At 68.3% G+C, this 21473-nt stretch carries 24 protein-coding genes; 20 read left to right on the top strand and 4 right to left on the bottom strand.

The window, feature by feature from the left end; genetic code table 11:
- The first annotated feature begins 13 nt into the window (after positions 1–13).
- Genes OHB24_RS41965 through OHB24_RS41955 form a run of 3 tightly spaced genes read left to right on the top strand, consistent with a single transcriptional unit; the run spans position 14 to position 3162 of the window.
- The gene (locus OHB24_RS41965) at positions 14–1792 is read left to right on the top strand and encodes a 3-hydroxyacyl-CoA dehydrogenase family protein (RefSeq protein WP_327636557.1); all 1779 of its coding nucleotides are present in this window, start codon (positions 14–16) and stop codon (positions 1790–1792) included.
- An 18-nt stretch (positions 1793–1810) separates the two neighbouring features.
- Positions 1811–2116 carry a hypothetical protein gene (locus OHB24_RS41960; protein WP_327636556.1) on the top strand — a complete coding sequence of 102 codons (306 nt, stop codon included), beginning with the start codon at positions 1811–1813 and terminating at the stop codon, positions 2114–2116.
- Positions 2113–3162, top strand: coding sequence for a zeta toxin family protein (locus OHB24_RS41955; protein WP_327636555.1), 1050 nt, complete (start codon positions 2113–2115; stop codon positions 3160–3162). The genes OHB24_RS41960 and OHB24_RS41955 overlap by 4 nt, the downstream gene beginning before the upstream one ends.
- Positions 3163–3187: 25 nt before the next feature.
- On the opposite strand, the gene OHB24_RS41950 is transcribed toward OHB24_RS41955, so the two are convergent.
- Positions 3188–3970, bottom strand: coding sequence for a phytanoyl-CoA dioxygenase family protein (locus tag OHB24_RS41950; RefSeq protein WP_327636554.1), 783 nt, complete (start codon positions 3968–3970; stop codon positions 3188–3190).
- A 169-nt stretch (positions 3971–4139) separates the two neighbouring features.
- On the opposite strand from OHB24_RS41950, the gene OHB24_RS41945 reads away from it, so the two are divergent.
- The 5 genes from OHB24_RS41945 to OHB24_RS41925 are packed head-to-tail and all read left to right on the top strand — an operon-like array spanning position 4140 to position 8124.
- The gene (locus tag OHB24_RS41945) at positions 4140–4937 is read left to right on the top strand and encodes a helix-turn-helix domain-containing protein (protein ID WP_327636553.1); all 798 of its coding nucleotides are present in this window, start codon (positions 4140–4142) and stop codon (positions 4935–4937) included.
- Positions 4938–4947: 10 nt separating this feature from the next.
- Complete coding sequence (locus OHB24_RS41940) at positions 4948–5802, top strand: ABC transporter substrate-binding protein (protein WP_327636552.1); 855 nt, start codon at positions 4948–4950, stop codon at positions 5800–5802.
- Complete coding sequence (locus tag OHB24_RS41935) at positions 5799–6650, top strand: amino acid ABC transporter permease (protein WP_327636551.1); 852 nt, start codon at positions 5799–5801, stop codon at positions 6648–6650. Before OHB24_RS41940 ends, OHB24_RS41935 begins: the two co-directional genes overlap by 4 nt.
- Positions 6647–7390, top strand: a complete 744-nt coding sequence (locus OHB24_RS41930) for an amino acid ABC transporter ATP-binding protein (RefSeq protein WP_327636550.1) — start codon at positions 6647–6649, stop codon at positions 7388–7390. Before OHB24_RS41935 ends, OHB24_RS41930 begins: the two co-directional genes overlap by 4 nt.
- Positions 7391–7410: 20 nt before the next feature.
- On the top strand, positions 7411–8124 hold the full coding sequence (locus OHB24_RS41925; protein WP_327636549.1) for a hypothetical protein: 714 nt from the start codon (positions 7411–7413) through the stop codon (positions 8122–8124).
- 15 nt (positions 8125–8139) lie between these two features.
- Here the strand turns inward: OHB24_RS41925 and OHB24_RS41920 are convergent, their stop codons facing one another.
- Positions 8140–8787: a response regulator transcription factor gene (locus tag OHB24_RS41920; protein ID WP_327636548.1), complete on the bottom strand. Its 648-nt coding sequence runs from the start codon at positions 8785–8787 to the stop codon at positions 8140–8142.
- Positions 8739–10037, bottom strand: a complete 1299-nt coding sequence (locus tag OHB24_RS41915) for a sensor histidine kinase (RefSeq protein WP_327636547.1) — start codon at positions 10035–10037, stop codon at positions 8739–8741. Before OHB24_RS41915 ends, OHB24_RS41920 begins: the two co-directional genes overlap by 49 nt.
- Positions 10038–10226: 189 nt before the next feature.
- Here OHB24_RS41915 and OHB24_RS41910 point away from each other — a divergent pair, with 189 nt between their 5' ends.
- The 11 genes from OHB24_RS41910 (at position 10227) to OHB24_RS41860 (ending at position 19729) form a co-directional block, all read left to right on the top strand.
- Entirely contained in the window at positions 10227–11249 is a 1023-nt protein-coding gene (locus OHB24_RS41910) for a fatty acid desaturase family protein (RefSeq protein WP_327636546.1), read from the top strand.
- 50 nt (positions 11250–11299) lie between these two features.
- Positions 11300–11593 (top strand): hypothetical protein, encoded by a 294-nt coding sequence (locus OHB24_RS41905; RefSeq protein ID WP_327636545.1) that lies wholly within the window; start codon positions 11300–11302, stop codon positions 11591–11593.
- A gap of 13 nt (positions 11594–11606) precedes the next feature.
- The gene (locus tag OHB24_RS41900) at positions 11607–12371 is read left to right on the top strand and encodes an alpha/beta fold hydrolase (RefSeq protein WP_327636544.1); all 765 of its coding nucleotides are present in this window, start codon (positions 11607–11609) and stop codon (positions 12369–12371) included.
- 38 nt (positions 12372–12409) lie between these two features.
- Entirely contained in the window at positions 12410–12889 is a 480-nt protein-coding gene (locus OHB24_RS41895; protein WP_327636543.1) for a VOC family protein, read from the top strand.
- Between the two features lie 102 nt (positions 12890–12991).
- Entirely contained in the window at positions 12992–14098 is a 1107-nt protein-coding gene (locus OHB24_RS41890; RefSeq protein ID WP_327636542.1) for an exo-beta-N-acetylmuramidase NamZ family protein, read from the top strand.
- Positions 14095–15060, top strand: coding sequence for a GNAT family N-acetyltransferase (locus OHB24_RS41885; protein WP_327636541.1), 966 nt, complete (start codon positions 14095–14097; stop codon positions 15058–15060). Before OHB24_RS41890 ends, OHB24_RS41885 begins: the two co-directional genes overlap by 4 nt.
- 1 nt (position 15061) lies before the next feature.
- Positions 15062–16345: an extracellular solute-binding protein gene (locus OHB24_RS41880; protein WP_327636540.1), complete on the top strand. Its 1284-nt coding sequence runs from the start codon at positions 15062–15064 to the stop codon at positions 16343–16345.
- A complete protein-coding gene (locus OHB24_RS41875; RefSeq protein WP_327636539.1) occupies positions 16342–17280 on the top strand; it encodes a carbohydrate ABC transporter permease in 939 nt (312 codons plus the stop codon). Before OHB24_RS41880 ends, OHB24_RS41875 begins: the two co-directional genes overlap by 4 nt.
- Positions 17277–18155, top strand: a complete 879-nt coding sequence (locus OHB24_RS41870) for a carbohydrate ABC transporter permease (RefSeq protein ID WP_327636538.1) — start codon at positions 17277–17279, stop codon at positions 18153–18155. Before OHB24_RS41875 ends, OHB24_RS41870 begins: the two co-directional genes overlap by 4 nt.
- 10 nt (positions 18156–18165) lie before the next feature.
- Positions 18166–18912 (top strand): PIG-L deacetylase family protein, encoded by a 747-nt coding sequence (locus OHB24_RS41865; protein ID WP_327636537.1) that lies wholly within the window; start codon positions 18166–18168, stop codon positions 18910–18912.
- Between the two features lie 64 nt (positions 18913–18976).
- Positions 18977–19729, top strand: a complete 753-nt coding sequence (locus OHB24_RS41860) for a carbohydrate deacetylase (RefSeq protein ID WP_327636536.1) — start codon at positions 18977–18979, stop codon at positions 19727–19729.
- Between the two features lies 1 nt (position 19730).
- Here OHB24_RS41860 and OHB24_RS41855 read toward each other — a convergent pair whose 3' ends face one another.
- On the bottom strand, positions 19731–20465 hold the full coding sequence (locus OHB24_RS41855; protein ID WP_327636535.1) for an AraC family transcriptional regulator: 735 nt from the start codon (positions 20463–20465) through the stop codon (positions 19731–19733).
- A gap of 85 nt (positions 20466–20550) precedes the next feature.
- On the opposite strand from OHB24_RS41855, the gene OHB24_RS41850 reads away from it, so the two are divergent.
- Complete coding sequence (locus OHB24_RS41850) at positions 20551–21312, top strand: phytanoyl-CoA dioxygenase family protein (protein WP_327636534.1); 762 nt, start codon at positions 20551–20553, stop codon at positions 21310–21312.
- Positions 21313–21473: the final 161 nt, after the last annotated feature.

Raw genomic sequence — 21473 nt, 5'->3', positions numbered from 1 at the left:
CATAGTGCACAGCATGGCTCGGGAATTGACGACGGTGGGTGTGGTGGGTCTCGGCACGATGGGCGCCGGGATCGCCGAGGTGTTCGCGCGCAACGGCCTGACGGTCGTCGGTGTCGAGCGTGACGAGGAAGCCGTCGAGCGCGGCCGCGGGCACATCCAGCACTCGACCGACCGGGCCGTGAAGCGCGGCAAGCTGTCCGTCGAGGACCAGCAGACGCTGTTCGACCGGGTCACGTTCGCCACGTCGCTGGAGGCGCTGGCGCAGTGCGACCTGGTGATCGAGGCCGTCGTCGAGCGGCTCGAGCTGAAGCGCGAGATCTTCGCCGCGCTGGACAAGGTCGTCCGCGACGACGCGATCCTGGCCACCAACACCTCGTCGTTGTCGGTCACCGAGATCTCCGTCGCCACCCAGCGCCCGCGGCGCGTGGTCGGTATGCACTTCTTCAACCCGGCGCCGGTGCAGGAGTTCGTCGAGGTGATCAAGACCGTGGTCACCGAGCCGGACGTGGTCGAGGACGTGCAGGCGCTGGCCCGCCGGCTCGACAAGGTCCCGGTGGTCGCGGCGGACCGGGCCGGGTTCATCGCCAACGCGCTCCTGTTCGGGTACCTGAACCACGCGGTCTCCATGGTCGAGTCCCGCTATGCGACCCGTGAGGACGTCGACGCCGCGATGCGGCTCGGCTGCGGGTACCCGATGGGTCCGCTGGCGTTGCTCGACCTGATCGGCCTCGACACGGCGTACGAGATTCTCGACACGATGTACAAGCAGGGCCGCAACCGCCTGCACGCGCCGGCCCCGATCCTCAAGCAGATGGTGACCGCTGGCCTGCTCGGCCGGAAGACCGGGCGCGGCTTCTACACCTACGAGTCGCCGGACTCGCCGGTCGTGGTCGACGACGAGAGCACCCCGGTCGTGTCGGCGGACGGTGTGCTGATCCGCACGGTCAAGCAGGTCGGTGTCGTCGGCTCCGGCACGATGGCGGTCGGCATCGTCGAGGTCCTCGCCAAGGCCGGGTACGACGTGCTGTACGTCGCCCGCGGTACCGAGAAGGTCGACCGGGTCCGCGGCGTGCTGGAGCGTTCGCTGGAGAAGGGCGTCCAGCGCGGCAAGCTGTCCACCGAGGAGCGGGACGCGGCGCTGCGCCGGGTGACCGGTACGGCGAAGCTCGACGACCTGGCGAGTGTCGACCTGGTGATCGAGGCCGTGGTCGAGGAGCTCAGCGTCAAGCAGGCGCTGTTCGAGACGTTCGACGAGATCTGCAAGCCGGGCGCGATCCTGGCGACCACGACGTCGAGTCTGCCGGTGATCGACCTGGCGATGGCGACCAAGCGGCCGGGCGACGTGGTCGGGCTGCACTTCTTCAACCCGGCGCCGGTGATGCAGCTCGTCGAGGTCGTCAGCACCGTCAGCACCACAGCTGAGGTCGCCGACACGGTGGCCGCCGTGGCCGTTGCCGCCGGCAAGCACCCGGTGCGCTGTGGCGATCGGGCCGGCTTCATCGTGAACGCGCTGCTGTTCCCGTACCTGAACGACGCGGTCCGGATGCTGGAGGCGCACTACGCCGGCGTCGACGACATCGACGCCGCGATGAAGCTCGGCTGCCGCCTCCCGATGGGCCCGTTCGCTCTGCTCGACGTGGTCGGGCTGGACGTCTCGCTCGCCATCCAGCGCACCTTGTACCTGGAGTTCCGCGAGCCAGGCTTCGCCCCGGCCCCGCTGCTGGAGCACCTGGTCACCGCCGGCTACCTCGGCCGCAAGACGGGCCGCGGATTCCGCGACTACCCGAACTGAGCCCGCTACGCTGGCGCCATGCCGGAGGAGCCGAAAAAGCACATCACAGAGGCGCTAGGTGGCCAGTTCATCCCTCCGCTGAGCCACGCGGAACGGAAAGAACGCGAGCGCGTCTACAACCTGATCCGCGGTGTGCTGACGTGCTACAACTCGCTGATCGCCCTCGAGGCCGATGAAGCCCGGAAGTCCGAGCTCGAGGCGAAGCGGACGTTCTACACCGACGAGTTCCGCCGGCACGTGGGCATGACGGACGCGGAGCGGGCCGACGTACTGCGGACCTATCCGGGCGTCCTGTCCCGGTTGCGAGCAGAACTCGGGGAATGAGCGACCTTGCGCTGACGCCGGCCGAGTCCGCGGCGGTCGTCGACCAGCGGTTGGCCGAGATCACGCCGCGGGAGCGACCCAGGCGGGCTCCCGGCGTTCGGCCGTTGGCCGTGCTGATCGGTGGGCAGCCGGCCGCGGGCAAGTCGACCACGCAACGGCTCGTCCAGCGCGCGCTCGGTGAGCAGACGACCGCGTCGTACGACTTCGACGAGAACGCCGAAGCACATCCGCGGTACCGCGCGATCCTGAGCAAGGGGCGGATCGACGCGCATCGGGACGTCCACGAGAACCTGCCGCGGGACCTGCATCGGCGCTGTGTCGACCACTTGACCACAGGCGAGACGCAGTACGACGTCGTGGCGAGCGCACCGCTGTCGTGGGAGCCGGGAGCGAAGCCGTGGGTGGACGGATTCGCCAACCAGGGATACCGCGTCGCGGTGGTCTACGTCGCGACCAACGACGCGAACAGTCTGCTCGGCGTGGCGGACCGGTACCAGGAAGCTGTGGATGCCAACGGCGTCGGCCGGTGGGTGGATCCGCGACTGCACGATCAGGCGTACCGGGGCGCGCCGGATGCGGCGCATGCGCTCGAGTCGCAGGCGTACGTCGACGACATCTACGTCGTCGACCGGGACGGGAACGTGCTGTTCGAGAACCACCGCTTGCCTGACGGGACGATGGAGCGGGAGCCCGGCGCGCGGCAGGCGATCATCGACGAGCGCGACCGCCCGCCGACGCCGGCCGAGCAGGAGCAGTTCCGGCAGACGGCGAGGGGACTGCTCCGGCACGAGCCCGAGGTGGCCGAACCGGTGCGGGACGCGGTCAGCGAAGCGATGCTGCGGGAGGCGGCGCGGGCCGCGCCCGAGGACCACGGCCGCGAACCGGGACCGGATCAGCGGATCGACGCCCGCCTCGCCGCCACCCAGCGCGTCGCAGGGTCCGGCATCGCCCCGCCGAACGGGATCACGGCCCCGGCCACGGCATCCGGCGCACGCGACGGCTCGGGCAGCACCCCGACGGACCGAGGCCACACCCGCGACCGCTGAGCCTGGCTGTCGAAGTCAGGCGGGTTTACGGCTCGGCTTGGGCGTAGTCGCCGCAGGGGCCGCCGCCGATGGCTTCGGGGAGGACTGTCTCGCGGCGGTCGAGGCGGACCAACGGGTTGTAGAAGGCCGCGATCTCGACGCTGTCCTCCGGGATGTAGTGGAAGATCAGCGAGCGCCGGAAGCGGTCGTCGGTGGCGTTCGGGCGGGAGCCGTGGACGACGCTGCCGTGGAAGAACAGGACGTCGCCGGCCTTCATCTTGGTCTGCACCTTGGTGAGGCCGTCGGGGATCGGGACCTCGACGCTGGTGAAGGACTCGGTCAGGTCGGCCGGCTCCGGGCAGACCAGCTCGGTCTTGTGCGATCCGGGAACGACCGCCAGCCCGCCGTTGTCCGCGTCCACGTCGTCGACCGCGATCCAGGCCGCGAGGCAGGTCTCCGGGTCGGCGCGCAGGAACGTGTTGTCCTGGTGCAGCGCCTGCCCGCGGGCGCCCGGCGGCTTGAAGTAGAACATCGACTGGGCGCCGAGCGCGGGACCGATCAGCGCCTGGACGACATCGAGGATCCGGTCGTCGAGCATCAGCTCCATCGCGACCTTCCCTGCCTCGGTGTCGCCGGCCCGGTGCGGGTGCACGAACCGCGGGTACTTCGCCAGCGGGTCGTCGTCCGGTACGCCGTCGTCGATCGCGAGCGAGTGGTCGACCGCGACCTGCTCCATGAAGACCGTCTTGATCCGCTCGACCTCGGCGGGTTCGAGCAACTGGGGGACCTGGACGATGCCGTCCCGCTGGTAGATGTCCACGACGGTCATGGGGCCTCCCGGCCTGGACTGAGGAGCGGAGGGAGCGAAGCGACCGGAGCGACGAGGGAAGGCCGGGAGTTCCAGCCCCATGACCCGCCGCGCCGGAGGCGTGGCATTAGCACTGTCATGACTCCAGGATGCGGCGGGCGAGCCGGGCGCAGCGATAAGGTATCGAGCTGTGAACCTTCGATATCCTGCTGAGGCGCCGCATCCGGTGGTGCGCCGGCTGGTGACCGGTGAGTTCGACGAAGGCCCTGAGTACGCGACGTATCGGCGGCGCGGAACGACCGACTGGCTGCTGGTGCAGACCCTCGACGGCCAGGGACGATTCGGTCAGGTCGCGGCCGAGCCGGGCAGCGTCACCCTGGTCCGCCCGCGCACCCTGCACGACTACGCTACGGTCGGTGACCGCTGGCATTTCCGGTACGCGCACATGCACCCGAAACCGGACTGGCTGCCGCTGCTGGACTGGCCGGAAGTTGCTCCCGGCATCGTTCAGCTCCACCCCGCCGCACCGACCTTCGAGCGGATCGCCGACCACCTGCGCGACGCCGTACGGCATCAACACAGCGTCCTGCCGCAGGCCGAGCAGCTCAGCGCGAACTCACTGGAGGCGGCGCTGCTGTGGTGCGACACCCAGAACCCGAAGGCTGTCCAGATCGACGACCGGCTACTGCGCGCGATCGAGCTGATCGACCAGGACCTGACCGCGAGCCTCGACGTACCGCGGCTGGCGCGTGCCGTGAATCTGTCCGTGTCACGGTTCGCGCACCTGTTCCGTGAGCAGCTCGGCGTCAGCCCGCAACAGTTCGTCGAGCGCCGCCGGCTGGACGCCGCGGCGCGGCTCCTGGAGCTCACCAGCCGGTCGGTCGCGTCGGTCGCGGGCCAGGTCGGGTACGCGGACCCGCTCTACTTCGCGACCCGCTTCCGTCTGCACACCGGATCAAGCCCCACGGCGTACCGTCGCAGGTCTTAGAGTTCTGCCCATGAGGACGCGTGCTGTGGTGGGGTTGGCGGTACTGGCGGTCGTGGGGCTGGGGGCGTGTGCGCCGGAGGAGAGCTCGTCCGGGGCCTCGACGCCGTCGGGTGCGGATGCCTGTGCGAAGGACAAGCTGGCGGTGAAGACGACCGGCACGCTGACGGTCGGCACCGACAAGCCGGCGTACGAACCGTGGTTCAGCGGCGACGACCCGAGCAACGGCAAGGGGTACGAGTCGGCGGTCACCTACGCGGTGGCGAAGAAGCTCGGGTTCGAGCAGGCCGCGGTGAAGTGGCAGACGGTGCAGTTCAACACCGCGTTCGCACCCGGCCCGAAGGTGTTCGACCTGGACGTCAACCAGGTGTCGATCTCCGAGGACCGCCGCAAGGCCGTCGACTTCTCGTCCGGGTACTACGACGTACGCCAGACCGTGATCACCACCGCGGGCAGCAAGATCGCGAACGCGAAGTCCGTCGCCGACCTCGCCGACGCCAAACTCGGGGCCCAGGTCGGTACGACGAGCTACACGGCACTGCGCGATCAGGTGAAGCCCAAGCCGAAGCCGGCCGTGTTCGACACCAACGACCTGGCCGTGCAGGCGCTCAAGAACAAGCAGATCGACGGCATCGTCGTGGACCTGCCGACCGCGTTCTACATGACCGCGGCGCAGCTCGACAACGGCAAGATCGTCGGGCAGTTGCCGGCCGGCGGACAGGCGGAGCAGTTCGGGTTCGTGCTCGAGAAGAACTCGAAGCTGACCGGCTGCGTCACGCAGGCGGTCGACGCGCTCAAGGCCGACGGCACCCTGGCGAACCTGCAGAAGCAGTACCTGACCGAGTCCGGCGCGCCCGAACTCTCGTGAGTACCTGGCAACCGTCGGCGCTGCAGCTCGAGCGGATCGCGTACCGGCGCAGGCGGGCGCGGCGGTCGACCGTGATCGCGGTGGTCAGCTCGGTGATCCTGCTCGCGTTGGTTGTCGTGGGCATCGGTTCCACGCCGGGCTGGCCGCGGGTCCGGGCGACGTTCTTCGACGTCCACCGCGGCTGGGAGGCGTTGCCGGTCGTTGCCGAGGGCCTCTGGCTGAACGTCCGCGTGATGCTGGTCTGCGCGGTGCTGATCGTCGTGTTCGGGCTGACACTGGCGATCATGCGGACGTTGCGGGGGCCGATCTTCTTCCCGCTCCGGGTGTTCGCGGCCGCCTACACGGACGTGTTCCGCGGCCTGCCCTTGCTGCTCGTCATCTTCCTGCTCGGCTTCGGCGTACCGGCTCTGCAGTTGCGTGGGTTGCCGAACCAGGCGGTGATCTGGGGCGGCGCGGCCCTCGTCCTGACGTACTCGTCGTACGTCGCCGAGGTGTTCCGGGCCGGGATCGAGTCGGTGCATCCGTCGCAGCGGGCCGCGGCGCGGTCGCTCGGGCTGACCTACCGGCAGACGTTGCGCTTCGTCGTCCTTCCCCAAGCGGTACGCCGGGTGCTGCCGCCGCTGCTGAACGACTTCGTGAGCCTGCAGAAGGACTCCGGGCTGATCGCGGTGCTCGGCGTCATCGATGCGATCCGGGCCGCGCAACTGGAGACGGCCGAGGACTTCAACTTCACGCCGTACGTCGTGGCCGGGCTGCTGTTCGTCGCGCTGACGATCCCGCTGACCCGGCTGACCGATTACGTCGCCCGCCGACAGGGCTGGTACGGCGGGGGAGGGGGACCGGTATGAGTTTGCCCAAGAATCTGCTCAGTCTCCGCGGTGTGCGGAAGGCGTACGGCGAGAACGTCGTACTGGACGAATTCGGTCTGGATGTCGGGCCGGGGGAGTGCGTCGTACTCATCGGCGCGTCCGGATCGGGGAAGTCCACGCTGTTGCGGTGCGTCAATCTGCTCGAGGTCGTGGACGACGGCGTGATCGAGCTCGACGGCGTCGACATCACCGATCCCCGCGTGGACGCGGACCGGATCCGGTCGCGGATCGGGATCGTGTTCCAGGCGTACAACCTGTTCCCGCACCTGACCGTGCTCGACAACGTCACGCTGGCGCCGATCCGCGTTCATCGAGTCCCGCGGGACGAGGCGCGGCAGCGGGCTCTGGAGATGCTCGACCGGGTCGGCCTGCGGGACAAGGCCGATGCGAGACCTGACGACCTGTCCGGCGGTCAGCAGCAACGGGCCGCGATCGCCCGTGCGCTGGTGAACTCACCGACCCTGATGCTGCTCGACGAGGTCACCTCCGCCCTCGACCCGGAGCTCGTCGGCGAGGTTCTCGACCTGCTCCGGGACCTGCGGTCCGAGGGCATGACCATGCTCATCTGCACGCACGAGATGGCGTTCGCCCGCGAGATCGCCGACCAGGTCTGCTTCCTCCACCAGGGCCGCCTCCTCGAAAGCGGCCCACCCACCCAACTCCTCGACAACCCCCGCGAAGCTCGCACCCAGGAGTTCCTGAACCGGATACGACCCTGACCGCCGGTTAGCCTGGCCGGATGGCAGCCGGGGACGAACGGATCGACGACAGCGACATCGCCCGCGTGCTCGCGGCCGACTATGCCGTGGGACGGCAGTTCGGCGGCTTCTCCGTGCCGGCGCGCTGGGAGGAGATCGCGCAGCAGGCGGAGCTCGACGGTGATCCGGAGGACCGGTGGTGGACCCGGCAGCTCGCCATGAACCACGACAGCATCGTGGCCTCCCACCAGGGGAGGGGCCGGTCCGAGGAGGTGAGTCGCCGATTCGTCGACCCCATCATCGCGTCGACTCTGGTGCGTGGCCTTCCGGAGTTGCCGTTGCAGACGGCTGCTGAGAACTGCCGGGCCTCGCTGACCGTCGTCGGTGACGAAGCTTGGCAGGCGTACGCCGCTGAGGTTCAGGAGGTCGTGGAGTCGGTGGATGACTCGCCGGACGAGGCCCGCCGGATGGTTGCGATCGGCGACGCCAACTGGCGATCGAGGGACGCGGACAGGCCGGACTTCGTGGCCGCGCTGTCCGAGGCCGGCGCATCGCAGCAGGAGGCGGAGTGGCTGCTGGCCGCGGCCGCGTCGCGTCGGCAAGGGTGGGACTCGGTCGGGCTCTACGCCCAGGCGCGTGCGCAGAGGGCCGCGACCGCGGGTGTCGTCCCGCCCCGAGTGAGCGCGTCGCCGACCCGGGCCGAGCCCCAGGCCACGGCAGTCCAGCAACGCCCCGACCGCGGCCAGGCGCGCTGAAGCACCCGGCCGCCGTCAGCGGGACGACAGGTAGGTGAGGACTGCCATCACGCGGCGGTTGTCGTCCTCGGACGGGGGCAGGTCGAGCTTCGAGAAGATGTTGTTCGTGTGTTTGCTGACGGCCTTCTCGGTGACGAACAGGGCGGCGGCGATCGCGGCGTTCGAGCGGCCTTCGGCCATCAGGCCGAGGACCTCGGACTCGCGCGGCGTGAGCCGGCCGATCGGTTCGTCGCGGGTGTTCCGGGCCAGCAGCTGACTGATCACGTCCGGGTCCATCGCGGTCCCGCCGGCAGCGACCCGGCGTACCGCGTCCAGGAAGTCGGCGACGTTCGACACCCGGTCCTTGAGCAGGTACCCGACACCGCCTCCGCCGCCGGTCAGCAGCTCCCGCGCGTACAACTGCTCGACGTACTGCGAGAGCACCAGGATCGGCAGCCCCGGGACCTGGCTGCGGGCCTCGATCGCGGCCCGCAGGCCCTCGTCGGTGAACGTCGGCGGCAGCCGTACGTCGACCACCGCGACGTCCGGCCGGTGCTCCACGAGCGCGGGCACCAGCCGGGGCCCGTTGTCGACTGCCTCGACGACCTCGAAGTCGTGCGCCTCCAGCAGGCGGATCAGGCCGTCCCGGAGGAGGGCGTGGTCTTCAGCGATGAGGACTCGCAAGGCAGCTCCATGATCACGGTGGTCGGCCCGGCGCTCGGGCTCACCACGGTCAACGTACCGTCGAAGGCGGCCAGCCGCCGCTCGATACCGTACAGACCGCCACCGGGCCTGATCACGGCACCTCCGATGCCGTCGTCGCCGACGATCATGTGCAGCTTCTCTTCCTCATGGGTGATCTGGATCCAGGCGGTGGTCGCCGCCGAGTACTTCACCGCGTTCGCGAGGCATTCGGCCACCGCGAAGTACGCCGCGGACTCGACCGGCGCGGGCGGACGGCCGGGTACGTCGAAGGTGACGTCCACCTTGAACGGGACGGACATTGCCAGCGCCCTGACCGCGCCGTCCAGACCGCGGTCGGCGAGCACCGGCGGGTGGATCCCGCGGACCAGGTCACGCAGCTCGGACAGCGCCGTACTCGCGGACTCGCGGGCCTCGGTGAGCAGCGCAGCCGCCTGGGCCGGGTCGCGCGCCACCATTTCCTCGGCCATGCCGAGATTCATGCTGAGTGCGGCCAGCCGGGCCTGGGCGCCGTCGTGCAGGTCACGCTCGATCCGGCGCAGCTCGGCCGCCTGGGTGTCGACGGTCTCCGCCCGGGACTCGGCCAGTTCGCGGACCCGCATCGCGAGCTTGGCGCTCTCGGTCGGGCCGAGCAGCGAGCGGGCCACGAAAGCGTTCGCCTTCAGCAGTCGCTCGCCGGCGGCCTGCCAGATCAGGAACGCGATCAGCGCCACCGGCATCACCAGGAAGCTGGTCCAGAAGTTCACCGTGAACAGGCCGCCGAACGGTTCGGTGAACACGCCCTCCGGGGTGACACCGACGAGCAGCGGGTAGACCAGGTAGAAGAGCCCGGCCAGGAACAGTACGGCGCTCAGCAGGCACAGTGTGAACCCGATCACCGCGTTCACCAGCAGCCAGATGATGTCCCGCCAGGTCTGCGGATCGGTCAGGATCGTCCGCAGGCGCATCAGCATGCCGGGCATCGGAGGCTTCTTGTACGGGCGCGGGATCCGCTCACCGAGGAAGCCGGCCAGCAGCGTGCGGTGGCAGTTCGCGAACCACCGCGCGGCCGGTACGACGACCAGCAGCATCGGGATCCCGACCCACACGGCGATCAGCGGGACGGACACCACGCTGAGCACGAACAGGGCGATCCCCAGCTCGGCCAGGATCGCGAGGAACAACGCGATCCACGGCTGCGCAAGCTTCGGGTAGCGCATCGGCGGCGCTTCAGTCGTGGCAACGGTGCTCATGTCTCCATCATGACCGAGCGTGAGAATTCCGGCAGTAGTGCTATCTCCACTGTCTCCTGGGGCCTGGCTCCACAGCAGATTTGGGTAGTAACTCTCATGCTTTCGGAGGTTAGTGCGATGAGTCTTGATGCATTACGCTGGCCGCGGCTGTACGCCTAGGCCTTCCCCCGCTACCGAGACGAGGACCTGATGGCACAGCCTGTCGCGTCACCTGCTGCTACCCGCCGTTCCGAATTCTCCCCGCTGTTACGGGAGATCAAGGCCGCCGGCCTGCTGGAACGCCGTACGGCGGCCTACGCGATGGCGATCGGTATCAACGTGGTTCTGCTCGGCATGACCTGGGCGGCCGTCGCGGTGATCGGCAGCTCGTGGTGGGCGTTGTTCCTGGCGCTGCCGATGGGGATCCTGACCACCCGCGCGGCGTTCTTCGGGCACGACGCCGGGCATCAGCAGATCGGCAGCTCGCGCAAGCTGCACGACTGGATCGGGATGCTGCACGCCAACCTCCTGCTCGGCATGAGCTACGGCTGGTGGAACGACAAGCACAACCGGCACCACGCCAACCCGAACCACACCGACAAGGACCCGGACGTCGGCGAGGGCGTACTGGTCTGGACCCTTGAGCAGGCCTCCGGCCGCAAGGGCCTCGAAGGCTGGCTGACCCGCAACCAGGCGCGGATCTTCTTCCCGCTGCTCACCCTGGAGGGCTTCAACCTCAAGGTGTCGGGCATCCGCTTCCTGCTCGCCCGCCTGCGTACGGAGAAGACCGAGATCGGCCTGATGGCCGCGCACCTGGCGCTGTACTTCACCGCGCTGTTCCTGATTCTGTCGCCGGGCCAGGCGGTCGTCTTCGCGGTCGTCCACCACATGATCTTCGGGCTGCACCTCGGCAGCGTGTTCGCGCCGAACCACAAGGGCATGGAGATGCCCGACGACGACACCAACTGGGGCCACCTGGAGAAGCAGGTGCTCACCTCACGCAACGTGAACGGCGGTCTGGTCACCGACTGGATGATGGGCGGGCTCAACTACCAGATCGAGCACCACCTCTTCCCGAGCATGCCGCGCGCCAACCTCCGGTTCGCCCAGCCGATCGTCCGCGAGTACTGCGAGAGCATCGGAATGCCCTACGTTTCAACGAGTCTGATCGATTCGTACCGAATGGGGTTGCGCCACATGCACGACGTCGGCGAGGAACTCCGCGCGAGCTGATCTGCCTGCTGCCGGAGTGACCTGGCTCATACGGATAGCCTGGAAGAGCTATGTCGCGCAGAAGGCCTTCCAAGTGGCAGCGGCCGGTCAGTGACCGGCCGCTGCTCGGTGGTACCCAGAGTCGTGAGGCGAAGGCGAACGGCGAGTGGAACGTCCGGCGCGTGTCCGGGTCCGCGTCCGCGAAGTCGTACCGCTGCCCGGGCTGCGACCAGCAGATCCTGCCGGCCACCCCGCATGTCGTGGTGTGGCCGGAGAACCCCAGCCTGCTCGGCGCGATCGGTGGCAGCCAGTCGCTCGACGAGCGGCGCCACTGGCACACGGCCTGCTGGCAGCGCAGTCGGTGAAAGGTAGTTGGCCATGAAGCTTCCGGTCACGGCGTACGGCGAAACTGGTACGCCGGTCGTGGTGATGCACGGGTTGTTCGGCTCGGGACGGAACTGGATGACCGCCGCGCGCCGGCTCGCCGACCGGCACCGGGTGTTCGCGTTCGACCTGCGCAACCACGGCACGTCGCCGCACGTCGAGACGATGAGCTACCCGGAGATGGCCGAGGACGTCCGCGAGACGATCGAGTCGCTCGGGGTCGGGCCGGTCGCGCTCGTCGGGCACTCGATGGGCGGCAAGACCGCGATGCTCACCGCGCTGCAGTACCCCGCGGTGGTCGAGCGGCTCGTCGTGGTGGACGCGGCGCCGGTCGCGTACCCGCCGGCGTTCGTCGAGTACGCCCAGGCGATGCGGAACGCGGACCTGTCCTCGATCACCCGGCGCTCGGAGGTCGACGCCCAGCTCGTCGACGCCGTACCGACGCCCGGGACGCGCGCGTTCCTGCTGCAGAACCTGATCCTCGACGCCGACGGCGCCCGGTGGCGGCCTAACCTTCCGGTGATCGAGGCTTCTTTGCCGGCGATCTCCGGGTGGCCGGCGGTCGAGGGGCTGCGGTACGACGGGCCGACGTTGTTCATCTACGGCGGCAAGTCCGACTACGTCCAGCAGGACCACCGCGCGACCATCTCGGCGTACTTCCCGCACGTCCAGTACGCCGAGGTCCCGGAGGCCGGTCACTGGGTGCACGCCGAGCGCCTCGACGACTTCCTGGCCGCGCTCACGCCGTTCCTTCCCTGACGCCGGCGAGTTACATTCGCAAGCAGGGGAGGGGGACGATGCCGGCCTTTGCGGGAATCGATCATCTCGGTCTGTCGGTCACCGACTTGGACCGCAGTGAGCACTTCTACACCGAGGTCCTCGGGCTGAAGCCGCTGATGGACTTCGGGACCGTGCGCACGTTCGTCGACCGGCCGAGCGGGTTCGTGCTGGCGCTGTGCAAGCACGAGCGCGGGACGACCGCGCCGTTCACCGAACTGACGACCGGTCTCGACCACATCGGGCTGATGGCGGCGAGCCGTGACGAGCTCGTCGAGTGGGAGCGCCGCTTCGACGCGCTCGGGGTCACGTACACGCCGATCCGGGACGAAGCGTTTGCGTCGCACCTGAACTTCCGGGACCCGGACGGCATCGCGCTCGAGCTGAGCGCCTCGAACGAGGTGTACGACAGCTGGATGGCGGAGCTGCGGGCCCGCGACATCCCGGCAGACGAGATCCGGGCGCGTGTGATGGACTACCTGGCATCGCTCCAAGGCTGATCCGGTAAACGGTTGTCCGTAATCCATTGACCTCAACCTGAATCCATCGGTAAGTTTTCAACCCAGTTCCTGCAGGATCCACGATCTGGGTTGGTGGTAGCGATGGTGGTCCGGACCGGCGCGCAGCGTCTGGCCGAGGACCCGGGGTTGGTGCCCGACGGGCGCCTAGGACTGATCACGAACTTCACCGGCGTGCTGCCGGACCTCACGCCGACCTCGGTCGCGTTGCGTGCGTCCGGGTTGCCGTTGGCGGCGTTGTTCGGTCCTGAGCACGGCCTCCGCGGTACGGCGCAAGCGGGTGAGAGCGAAGGCGAGGGCGTCGACCCCGACACCGGCCTGCCGGTGTTCGACACGTACGGGCGACAGGGGCGCGAGCTCGACGACCTGTTCTCCGGTGTCGACGTGCTGCTGTTCGACATCCAGGACATCGGGACGCGGTTCTACACCTACGTCTGGACGATGTACGACTGTCAGCAGGCGGCCGCCCGGCTTGGTATGCCATTCGTGGTGCTGGACCGGCCGAACCCGCTCGGCGGCGTACGGGTCGAGGGGCCGCTGCTGCAGCCCGGGTTCGAGAGCTTCGTCGGGCGGGCACCGATCCCGCTGCGGCACGGGCTGACGGTCGGCGAACTGGCCCTTCAGTTGGGTGCGGCAACGGTCGTGGAGGCGGAGGGCTGGAATCGTACGTCGACCGGGACCGGTCTGCCGTGGGTACCGCCGTCGCCGAACATGCCGACACCGGACACGGCTTTGGTATACCCCGGGACCGGCCTGTTCGAGGGCACGAACCTCAGCGAGGGACGCGGTACGACGCGACCGTTCGAGACGATCGGGGCACCGTACGTCGACGACCGGCTGGTGCCGGCGTTGCGCGCGTGCGAGCTGCCCGGGGTGATCTTCCGGCGGACGTGGTTCGAGCCGGTGTTCCACAAGTACGCGGGCCAGGCGCTGTCCGGCGTACAGCTGCATGTCGTGGACCCGGAGGCGTTCGAGCCGGTGCGGACCGCGCTGGTGATGCTGCGGGTGCTGAACGAGCTGTATCCCGACGACTTCGATCTGCTGCCGTCGCTCGACAAGCTGTGGGGCTCGGATTCGCTGCGGAAAGCGCTGGAGGCCGGTGACGACCCGGTCGAGCTCTTGCCCGCGGCAACCACACCGGCCGGATGGGTACGCGACGGCGTACTGCTCTACGAAGGGACTGCCCGATGATCCGTTCGTTCCAGGTCGGCGACGGACCGGCGTTGGCCGCGGCGTGGACCGCCGCGGCGCCGGCCGACCCGATCAGCTACCAGCGGTTCCGCGACCTGTTCCTGCTCGACCGCAACTTCGACGCGGCCGGCCTGCAGGTAGCCGTGATCAATGATCAGATCGTCGGCGCCGCGTACGCCGTCCGCCGGCTGATCGCCGTCGACTCCGACGACCTGGAGCCCGGCTCCGGTTGGATCCCGTTCTTCTTCGTGCATCCGGAGTACCGCGGTCGTGGTCTCGGGCGCGAGTTGTTGTCCGCGGCAATGGACTGGCTCCGGTCCCATGGACGGTCCGAGGTGTACTTCTCGTCGTACACGCCGAACTACTTCCTCCCCGGTCTCGACGCGGCTCGCTATCCCGCCGCCGCCCGGCTGCTCGCCGGGCTCGGCTTCGAGCGGGGGTACGACGCTGTCGCGATGGACCGCAGCCTCGTCGGGTATGCCGTTCCGGATGAGGTTCGCAAGCGGATCGAGGCGTTGACGGCCGAGGGCTACAGCTTTGGTACACCATCCTCCGACGAGCTGACCGCGTTGATCGCGATCGCCGGCGCGGAGTTCAACCCGGACTGGGCGCGCGCGATCCGCGAGGGTGTCGTGTCCGGTCTGCCACTCGATCGCATCGTGGTGGCACGCGACCCAAGCGGAGCGATCCTCGGCTGGGCGATGCACGGGACGTACGAGGCGGTGATCGACCGCTTCGGGCCGTTCGGCGTCCTGCCGGCCTCCCGCGGCACCGGGCTCGGGAAGGTGCTGCTGCACCTGACACTCGAGCGGATGGTCGCCGCCGGCGCGCACAGCGCCTGGTTCCTGTGGACCGGCGAGAAGTCCGCCGCCGGGCAGCTGTACCTGAAGACAGGTTTCGACATCACCCGCACGTTCACCATCCTCCGGGCGCCCCTGCTCCCGGATGGCGGGAAGGATTGACATGAGGATTTCCAGAGGTCTGCGACTTGCCGTTGCGCTCGGACTGTTCGCCACGGCCGCGGCCTGCGGCGGTGGCGGCGAGGCGGGCGGAAGCGGTGACAAGGTCGAGTTGACGCTGCTGAGCCACTACAGCGACGGCCCGTCCAAGGAGGGGCTGGACAAGATGATCCAGCAGTGGAACAAGGAGAACCCGAAGGTCCAGGTGAAGGCGCAGGTGGTCAAGTTCGACGACCTCCTCACCACGATGACGGTCCGGCAGACCGGCGGCCGCGGCGCCGACATCGTCAGCGCGTACGGCCTGTGGGGCGGCCAGTTGATGAAGGCGAACGTCGTGGCCAAGGTGCCGGACGACATCGCGACGAAGATCAAGGCGGAGTACAGCCCCGCCGCGCTCGGCGCGGTCACCACCGGCGACACGCTGCTCGGGTACCCGACCGAGCTGAACACCTACGTGCTCTTCTACAACAAGAAGATTCTCGCCGCGGCCGGGATCAGCAAGCCGCCGACCACCTGGGCCGAGCTCGCCGACGCGGCCAAGAAGACGGTCAAGCGCGATGCCAAGGGCAACATCCAGGTCGAGGGCCTGAGCCTGATCCAGGACGGCGACAACAAGTCCGTGCACCCGTTCCTGTCGCTGCTCGACGCGGCCGGGGGGAAGTTCCTCGGCCCGGACGGTACGGCGCAGTTCGACAACGCCGAGGGCAAGGCGGCGCTGAAGTTCGAGGCCGATCTTGCGGCCGCGAAGGCGACCAACCCGTCGATCATGCCCACGAAGCAGTTCCGCAGCGGCGGTGTCGCGATGGCGATCCAGGCCGGCTGGTGGATCGGCAGCCTGAAGACCCAGATGAAGGACAAGTACGCCTCCGACGTCGGCGTGACCGCGATCCCCGGGCCGACCGCGGGCAGCAAGGGCTCGCTGGCGTACGGCTTCTTCATGGGCGTGAACCAGCGCAGCAAGCACGCCGACGAGGCGTGGAAGTTCCTGACCTGGATGAACGAGCACAAGGCTGCCGACGGCCAGGTCACCGAGACCGGCAAGTGGCTCGCGGATCAAGGCCTGATCCCGCCGCGGACCGCTGACCAGGCGGCGTACAAGAAGACGCTGTCCGACCCGAACCTGGCGCCGATCTACGACGCGGCGACGTACGCGATGGCCGAGCCCAACCAGCCGGGTGCGTACGAGGCGAAGACCGCGCTGCACAACGCGATCATGGGTGTGCTTGCCGACGGCAAGAACCCGGAGGACGCGCTGGCGCAGGCCGCCAAGGCGGTCAAGCCGCAATGACGACGGCGGTCGGCCGGGTCGGTGCTGTTTCAGCGCCGGCCCGGCGGCTCGGCAAGCTGCAGCGCGAGGGACGGGCGGCGTACCTGTTCCTCGCGCCGGCGTTGCTGTTCTTCTGCGTGTTCCTGATCCTGCCGTTCGTCTTCGCGATCGTGCTCGCGTTCTCGGACTGGGGCGGGTTCGACCTCGGGACCCTGAAGTGGGCCGGTACGGCGAACTTCGGCGACGTCCTGAGCTTCGACGGGACGTTCGTGAAGCCGATCCTGGTGAACACGCTGCTGTTCGCGTTCGGGTCGGTGTTCCTGGCCACGTTCGGGTCGGTGCTGGTTGCCTACTGCATCGATCGGCTGGCGTTCCAGGGGTTCTGGCGGGTGCTGTACTTCCTGCCCGTGGTCGCGACGGTCGTGGCCATCGGCAACGTGTGGAAGATGATGTACCAGCCGGCCGGGCTGATCAACGGCGTCCTGAACAAGCTCGGCGTGAACAGCATCGGGTTCCTGTCCGACGCGTCGTACGCGCTGCCGTCGGTGACCGTCGTACAGGCCTGGGCCTCGATCGGCGGCGCCGTCCTGATCCTGACGGCCGGGCTGAAGGCGATCCCGGAGATGTACTACGAGGCGGCCGAGGTGGACGGGGCGAACTCGTGGCACATGTTCTGGTCGATCACGTTGCCGTTGCTGCGGCCGGCCCTGCTGTTCGTGCTGATCACGCAGTTCATCGGCGGGTTGCAGTCGTTCGCGCTGATCATCGTGATGACAGGTGACGGCGGGCCGGTGAACGCGACCAACGTCGCGGCGTTCGAGATGTACCAGCGGGCGTTCAAGTACGGCGCCTGGGGTACGGCGAGCGCGATGGCGATGGTGCTGTTCGTGATCATCCTGGCGATCACGTTGCTGCAGTTGTGGGTCGCCCGGCGGCGCGGAGAGGAGACCTCGTGAGGAGGCGGCACGGCAAGTTCCCGTGGGTCGCGTACCTGGTCGTGATCCTCGGCGGCGTCGCGATGGTGATGCCGTTCCTCGACATGGTGATGAGCTCGTTCAAGGGCGCCGGCGAGTACGGCGTGATCCCGTACAAGCTGCTGCCGGAGTCGCTCAACCTGGACAACTACCGCGAGGCGTTCTCGCAACTGGAGCTGCCGCGGCTGTTCCGCAACAGCGTGATCGTCACGGTCAGCGTGACGGTGTCGGTGCTGATCACGTCGGCGCTGGCCGGGTACGCGCTGGCCAAGCTGCGGTTCCGCGGGCGGGCGGTGATCTTCCGGTTCATCCTCGCGACGATGATGCTGCCGCCGTTCCTGTTGCTGATCCCGACGTTCCTGATCATGCTGAACTGGCCGTTGGCCGGCGGCAACGACTTCCTCGGGCGCGGCGGCGACGGCGGGCTGACGACCAGCCTGCTGGCGCTGATCCTGCCGTTCACAGTCTCCGGTTTCGGGATCTTCCTGATGCGGCAGTTCATGATCTCGCTGCCGGACGAGATGCTCGAGGCGGCCAAGATCGACGGCGCGAACCAGTGGCAGATCTGGCGGCTGATCGTGCTCCCGCAGACCAAGCCGGTGGCGATCACGCTCGGGCTGATCACGTTCATCGGCACCTGGAACGAGTACATCTGGACGCTGCTGATCTCGTCGTCAGACCCCTCGTTGCAGACGTTGCCGGTCGGGATCCAGCTGCTGCAGAGCTTCCTCGATCCGGACCGCACCATGCCGATCGTGATGGCCGGCCTGGTGATCAGCACGCTGCCGGTGCTGGTCGTGTTCCTGGTGTTCCAGAAGTACTACGTGCGTGGCGTCGTACTCAGTGGCCTGAAATGAGGAGACCCTTGTGACCAGATCAGTGCTCGCCATCGGGGCGCACATCGGCGACATGGACCTGACCGCCGGGCCGACGCTGGCCAAGCTCGTCCTGGAAGGCGCGTCGGCGACGATCGTCGCGCTGACGCCGGGGGAGCGCGGCCACCCGCGGCTGACGCCGACCGAGTACAAGAAGCAGAAGATCGCGGAGGGTACGGCGTTCGCGGAGGCGATCGGCGCGGACTTCCTGGTCCTCGACAACAGCGACGGTTTCCTCCCCGACACCGACGACGTGGCCCTGCAGCTCGCCCAGCTCATCCGCGAGAAGAAGCCCGACACGATCATCACGCACTGGAAGCACTCCATCCATCGCGATCACGAACACACCGCGGTGCTGGCCGAGCGCGCCCGCTTCCTGGCCGGTCTGCCCATCGATCCCGCGGACGATTTCGCCGCCATCACGCCGTACCCCGCACTGGCCGAGAAGCTCGCCGCACTGCCGCGGCACGGTGTGCGGTCCTTCCTGCACGCGGAGAACTGGGAGGACATGGAGGGCTTCACGCCGTCGCTGTACGTCCCGATCTCCGACGAGGCGTTCTACCGCTGGGTGTCCGCGATCCGGCACCAGGCCTTCGCCCGCGGCGAGACGTACGGCTTCCGGTACATCGACTACTACACCGCGCTGATGACGACCCGCGGCTGCCTGGCGTCGTACCCCCGGGCGTGCGCCTTCCACACCAATCAGTCCCCCGAGGTGACCAAACTCGCCGGACCATAGGAGATCTGTCGGCGTTTGGTCGTACGGTCGGTGTTGGCTCTGTCGGCGAATGGTGGGAGTGGGCGTGGCTGAGGTTCAGTTGGTTGTTCAGGGTGACGACTTCGGGATGTGTCATGCGGTCAACGTGGGGACCGTGCAGGCGTTTCGCGAAGGGATCGTGACGCAGGCGTCGACGATGGCGGCCTGTCCATGGTTCACCGAGGCGGCGGCGCTGGCGCGGGAGTTCGCGATTCCGGTGGGAGTGCATCAGACGCTGACCTGTGAGTGGGACTTCCTGCGGTGGCGCCCGTTGACGGACGGGGCGTCGCTGGTGGGGGAGGACGGTACGTTCCGGCGTACGGTCGAGGATTCCAAGGCTGCGATCAGTCACGCGGACGCGGTGCGGGAGTTGTCGGCGCAGGCGGCGAAGTTCGCGGCGGAAGGGCTGACGCTCGAGTATCTCGACGTACACATGGGACAGGCGGCGCCGGCGGCGTACGACGAGGTCTCGGCGGCGCTCGGGAAGCCGTTCATCTACGGGCCTGAGGAGTCGAAACGGTTCGCGTCGATCGAGACATTGAGCGACCGCGACGCCGCCGACAAGAAGCCCTGGCTGCTCGAGTACCTGGACAAGCTCACGCCCGGCGTGCACCTCCTGGTCACCCATTGCGCCGCCGCAGAACCAGAACTGGCCGCCATCCACCGCCCCGGCTCCTACACCTACCGCTGGGCCGAGGAATACCGCCTCACCGACCAGGCCATGGTCCTCGACCCACAAATCCGCCAGGCCATCGAGGATCACGACATCGAACTCACAACGGTCCAGGCTGCTTTCTGATTTATGCGCCGTTGATACGGAGGGCGCCGGGTGGGGAGCCGGTGGCGGCTTTGATGTGGCGGGTGAGGTGGCTGACTGAGTGGTAGCCGGTCAGGTCGGCTACTGCTTGGAGCGGCAGGTTCGAGTTGCGGATGTGGGCCAGCGCGTGGCGTAGGCGTACTGCCTGCAGGGCGGCCTGCGGGCTGGTGTTGCGGAGCCGGGTGAATGCAGCCCGGAGGCCCGACTGCGAGACGCCGAGGTCGGCTGCGACGTGTGCTATGCGGAGACCGGCCGCGAAGCGTTCCTCGAAGAGCTGCTCGGCTTGGGCGACGAGTTGTTCAGCGGGCGTCCTGGGCGGGGCGGCCGCGGCGCGGCGGAGGCGGAGGTCGAGTTCGGCGAGGAGGAGCGAGCGGAGGTCCTCGCTCTCGGTTTCGCGGACGAGGGCATCGAAGACGCGGCGCAGGGTGTGGTCGGTGTCGTCGTAGCACAGACGCGGCCACGGGTGGGTGGTTGCGGCGTCGACCTGGAGGAAGCGGTTCGCGTACCCGGTGCGGCTCTGCTCGGCGTGCCAGGTGTGCGGTGGCGTGAGGAGGACGGTCCCGGGCGTGGCGTCGTACGTCTCGTCGCCGACGGGGCAGGTGATCCGGCCGCGAACGTAGTACACGAGCTCCCATGAGGTGTGCGCGTGTGACGGGTAGTCCTTGCCGGGCGCGGCGGTGTGTACGCCGGCGCCGAGCAGCCGTGGCGATTTGTGCATAAGCTCTGTCGCCTCCTGCATTGATTCGCGGGTACGTCGGAACGATGCTGGCATCGATTCGTGCATCTTGTGAAGGAGCACTGCGATGGATATGGCGACCGCATTACGCGAGCTCGGCGTCACCGACGACGTACTCACGCAGGACGAGAAGGACCAGCTCGACCGCGACGGATTCCTTCCGCTGAAAGGGATCCTGACGGCGGACGAGGTGGCCGCGATCAACGAACGGCTGGCCGAACTGACGGCGGCCGAGGGGGATCGGGCCGGCCTCGAGGTGCATCAGGAGCGGGGAACGGACCGGTTGGCGGATCTGGTGAACAAGGATCCAAGGTTCGAGGTGTGCTTCAGTCACCCGCGGGTGCTGGCGGCGATGCAGCACGTCCTCGGCGAGTTCAAGCTCTCGTCCCTCAACAGTCGCGCGGCCCTCCCCGGTGAAGGGCACCAGGGCCTGCATGCGGACTTCGGACATCCCGTCCAGCCGGGCGAGTACGAAGTCTGCAACTCGATCTGGCTCCTCGACGACTTCACCCCGTCGAACGGCGCCACCCGGGTAGTCCCCGGATCCCACCGCCGAGGCACCATGCCCGGCGACGAGATGCCCAACCCGGGCGCCGACCACCCCGACCAAATCCAGCTGACCGGCACAGCCGGCACGGTCGTCATCTTCAACAGCCACCTCTGGCACGGCGGCACCAAGAACCAAACCAACAACCCCCGCCGAGCCCTGCACTCCTACTTCACCCGCCGCCACCACCCCCAACAACTCAACCAGCAAACCTACATCCGCCTGAACACCTACACCCGCCTAACCCCCGCCCAACACTTCATCCTCGACGTCACCACCTGACCACCCGCCCAACGGTCCACGCGGCCGCCCGCTAGCGGGTTGTTTCACCGCTGACCCCCTACAACCCGCCCCCGGCCCAACAACCCGCCAGCAGCGGCCTGGTCCTTCAGCACCAACGGCATCACCGGATTCGTCTAGGCAATTTGCCTTGAAAGTGTCTA

Source organism: Kribbella sp. NBC_00482, assembly GCF_036013725.1.
GTDB lineage: Bacteria > Actinomycetota > Actinomycetes > Propionibacteriales > Kribbellaceae > Kribbella.
Note: the sequence above shows the minus strand (reverse complement) of the source record. Positions and strands in the feature narration are given on the sequence as shown.

Excerpts from the sequence above, each read along its gene's own strand:
- OHB24_RS41965 (WP_327636557.1), top strand. The coding sequence starts at position 14 with ATGGCTCGGGAATTGACGACGGTGGGTGTGGTGGGTCTCGGCACGATG.
- OHB24_RS41960 (WP_327636556.1), top strand. The coding sequence starts at position 1,811 with ATGCCGGAGGAGCCGAAAAAGCACATCACAGAGGCGCTAGGTGGCCAG.
- OHB24_RS41955 (WP_327636555.1), top strand. The coding sequence starts at position 2,113 with ATGAGCGACCTTGCGCTGACGCCGGCCGAGTCCGCGGCGGTCGTCGAC.
- OHB24_RS41950 (WP_327636554.1), bottom strand. The coding sequence starts at position 3,970 with ATGACCGTCGTGGACATCTACCAGCGGGACGGCATCGTCCAGGTCCCC.
- OHB24_RS41940 (WP_327636552.1), top strand. The coding sequence starts at position 4,948 with ATGAGGACGCGTGCTGTGGTGGGGTTGGCGGTACTGGCGGTCGTGGGG.
- OHB24_RS41930 (WP_327636550.1), top strand. The coding sequence starts at position 6,647 with ATGAGTTTGCCCAAGAATCTGCTCAGTCTCCGCGGTGTGCGGAAGGCG.
- OHB24_RS41925 (WP_327636549.1), top strand. The coding sequence starts at position 7,411 with ATGGCAGCCGGGGACGAACGGATCGACGACAGCGACATCGCCCGCGTG.
- OHB24_RS41915 (WP_327636547.1), bottom strand. The coding sequence starts at position 10,037 with ATGAGCACCGTTGCCACGACTGAAGCGCCGCCGATGCGCTACCCGAAG.
- OHB24_RS41910 (WP_327636546.1), top strand. The coding sequence starts at position 10,227 with ATGGCACAGCCTGTCGCGTCACCTGCTGCTACCCGCCGTTCCGAATTC.
- OHB24_RS41905 (WP_327636545.1), top strand. The coding sequence starts at position 11,300 with ATGTCGCGCAGAAGGCCTTCCAAGTGGCAGCGGCCGGTCAGTGACCGG.
- OHB24_RS41900 (WP_327636544.1), top strand. The coding sequence starts at position 11,607 with ATGAAGCTTCCGGTCACGGCGTACGGCGAAACTGGTACGCCGGTCGTG.
- OHB24_RS41895 (WP_327636543.1), top strand. The coding sequence starts at position 12,410 with ATGCCGGCCTTTGCGGGAATCGATCATCTCGGTCTGTCGGTCACCGAC.
- OHB24_RS41890 (WP_327636542.1), top strand. The coding sequence starts at position 12,992 with ATGGTGGTCCGGACCGGCGCGCAGCGTCTGGCCGAGGACCCGGGGTTG.
- OHB24_RS41885 (WP_327636541.1), top strand. The coding sequence starts at position 14,095 with ATGATCCGTTCGTTCCAGGTCGGCGACGGACCGGCGTTGGCCGCGGCG.
- OHB24_RS41880 (WP_327636540.1), top strand. The coding sequence starts at position 15,062 with ATGAGGATTTCCAGAGGTCTGCGACTTGCCGTTGCGCTCGGACTGTTC.
- OHB24_RS41875 (WP_327636539.1), top strand. The coding sequence starts at position 16,342 with ATGACGACGGCGGTCGGCCGGGTCGGTGCTGTTTCAGCGCCGGCCCGG.
- OHB24_RS41855 (WP_327636535.1), bottom strand. The coding sequence starts at position 20,465 with ATGCACAAATCGCCACGGCTGCTCGGCGCCGGCGTACACACCGCCGCG.
- OHB24_RS41850 (WP_327636534.1), top strand. The coding sequence starts at position 20,551 with ATGGATATGGCGACCGCATTACGCGAGCTCGGCGTCACCGACGACGTA.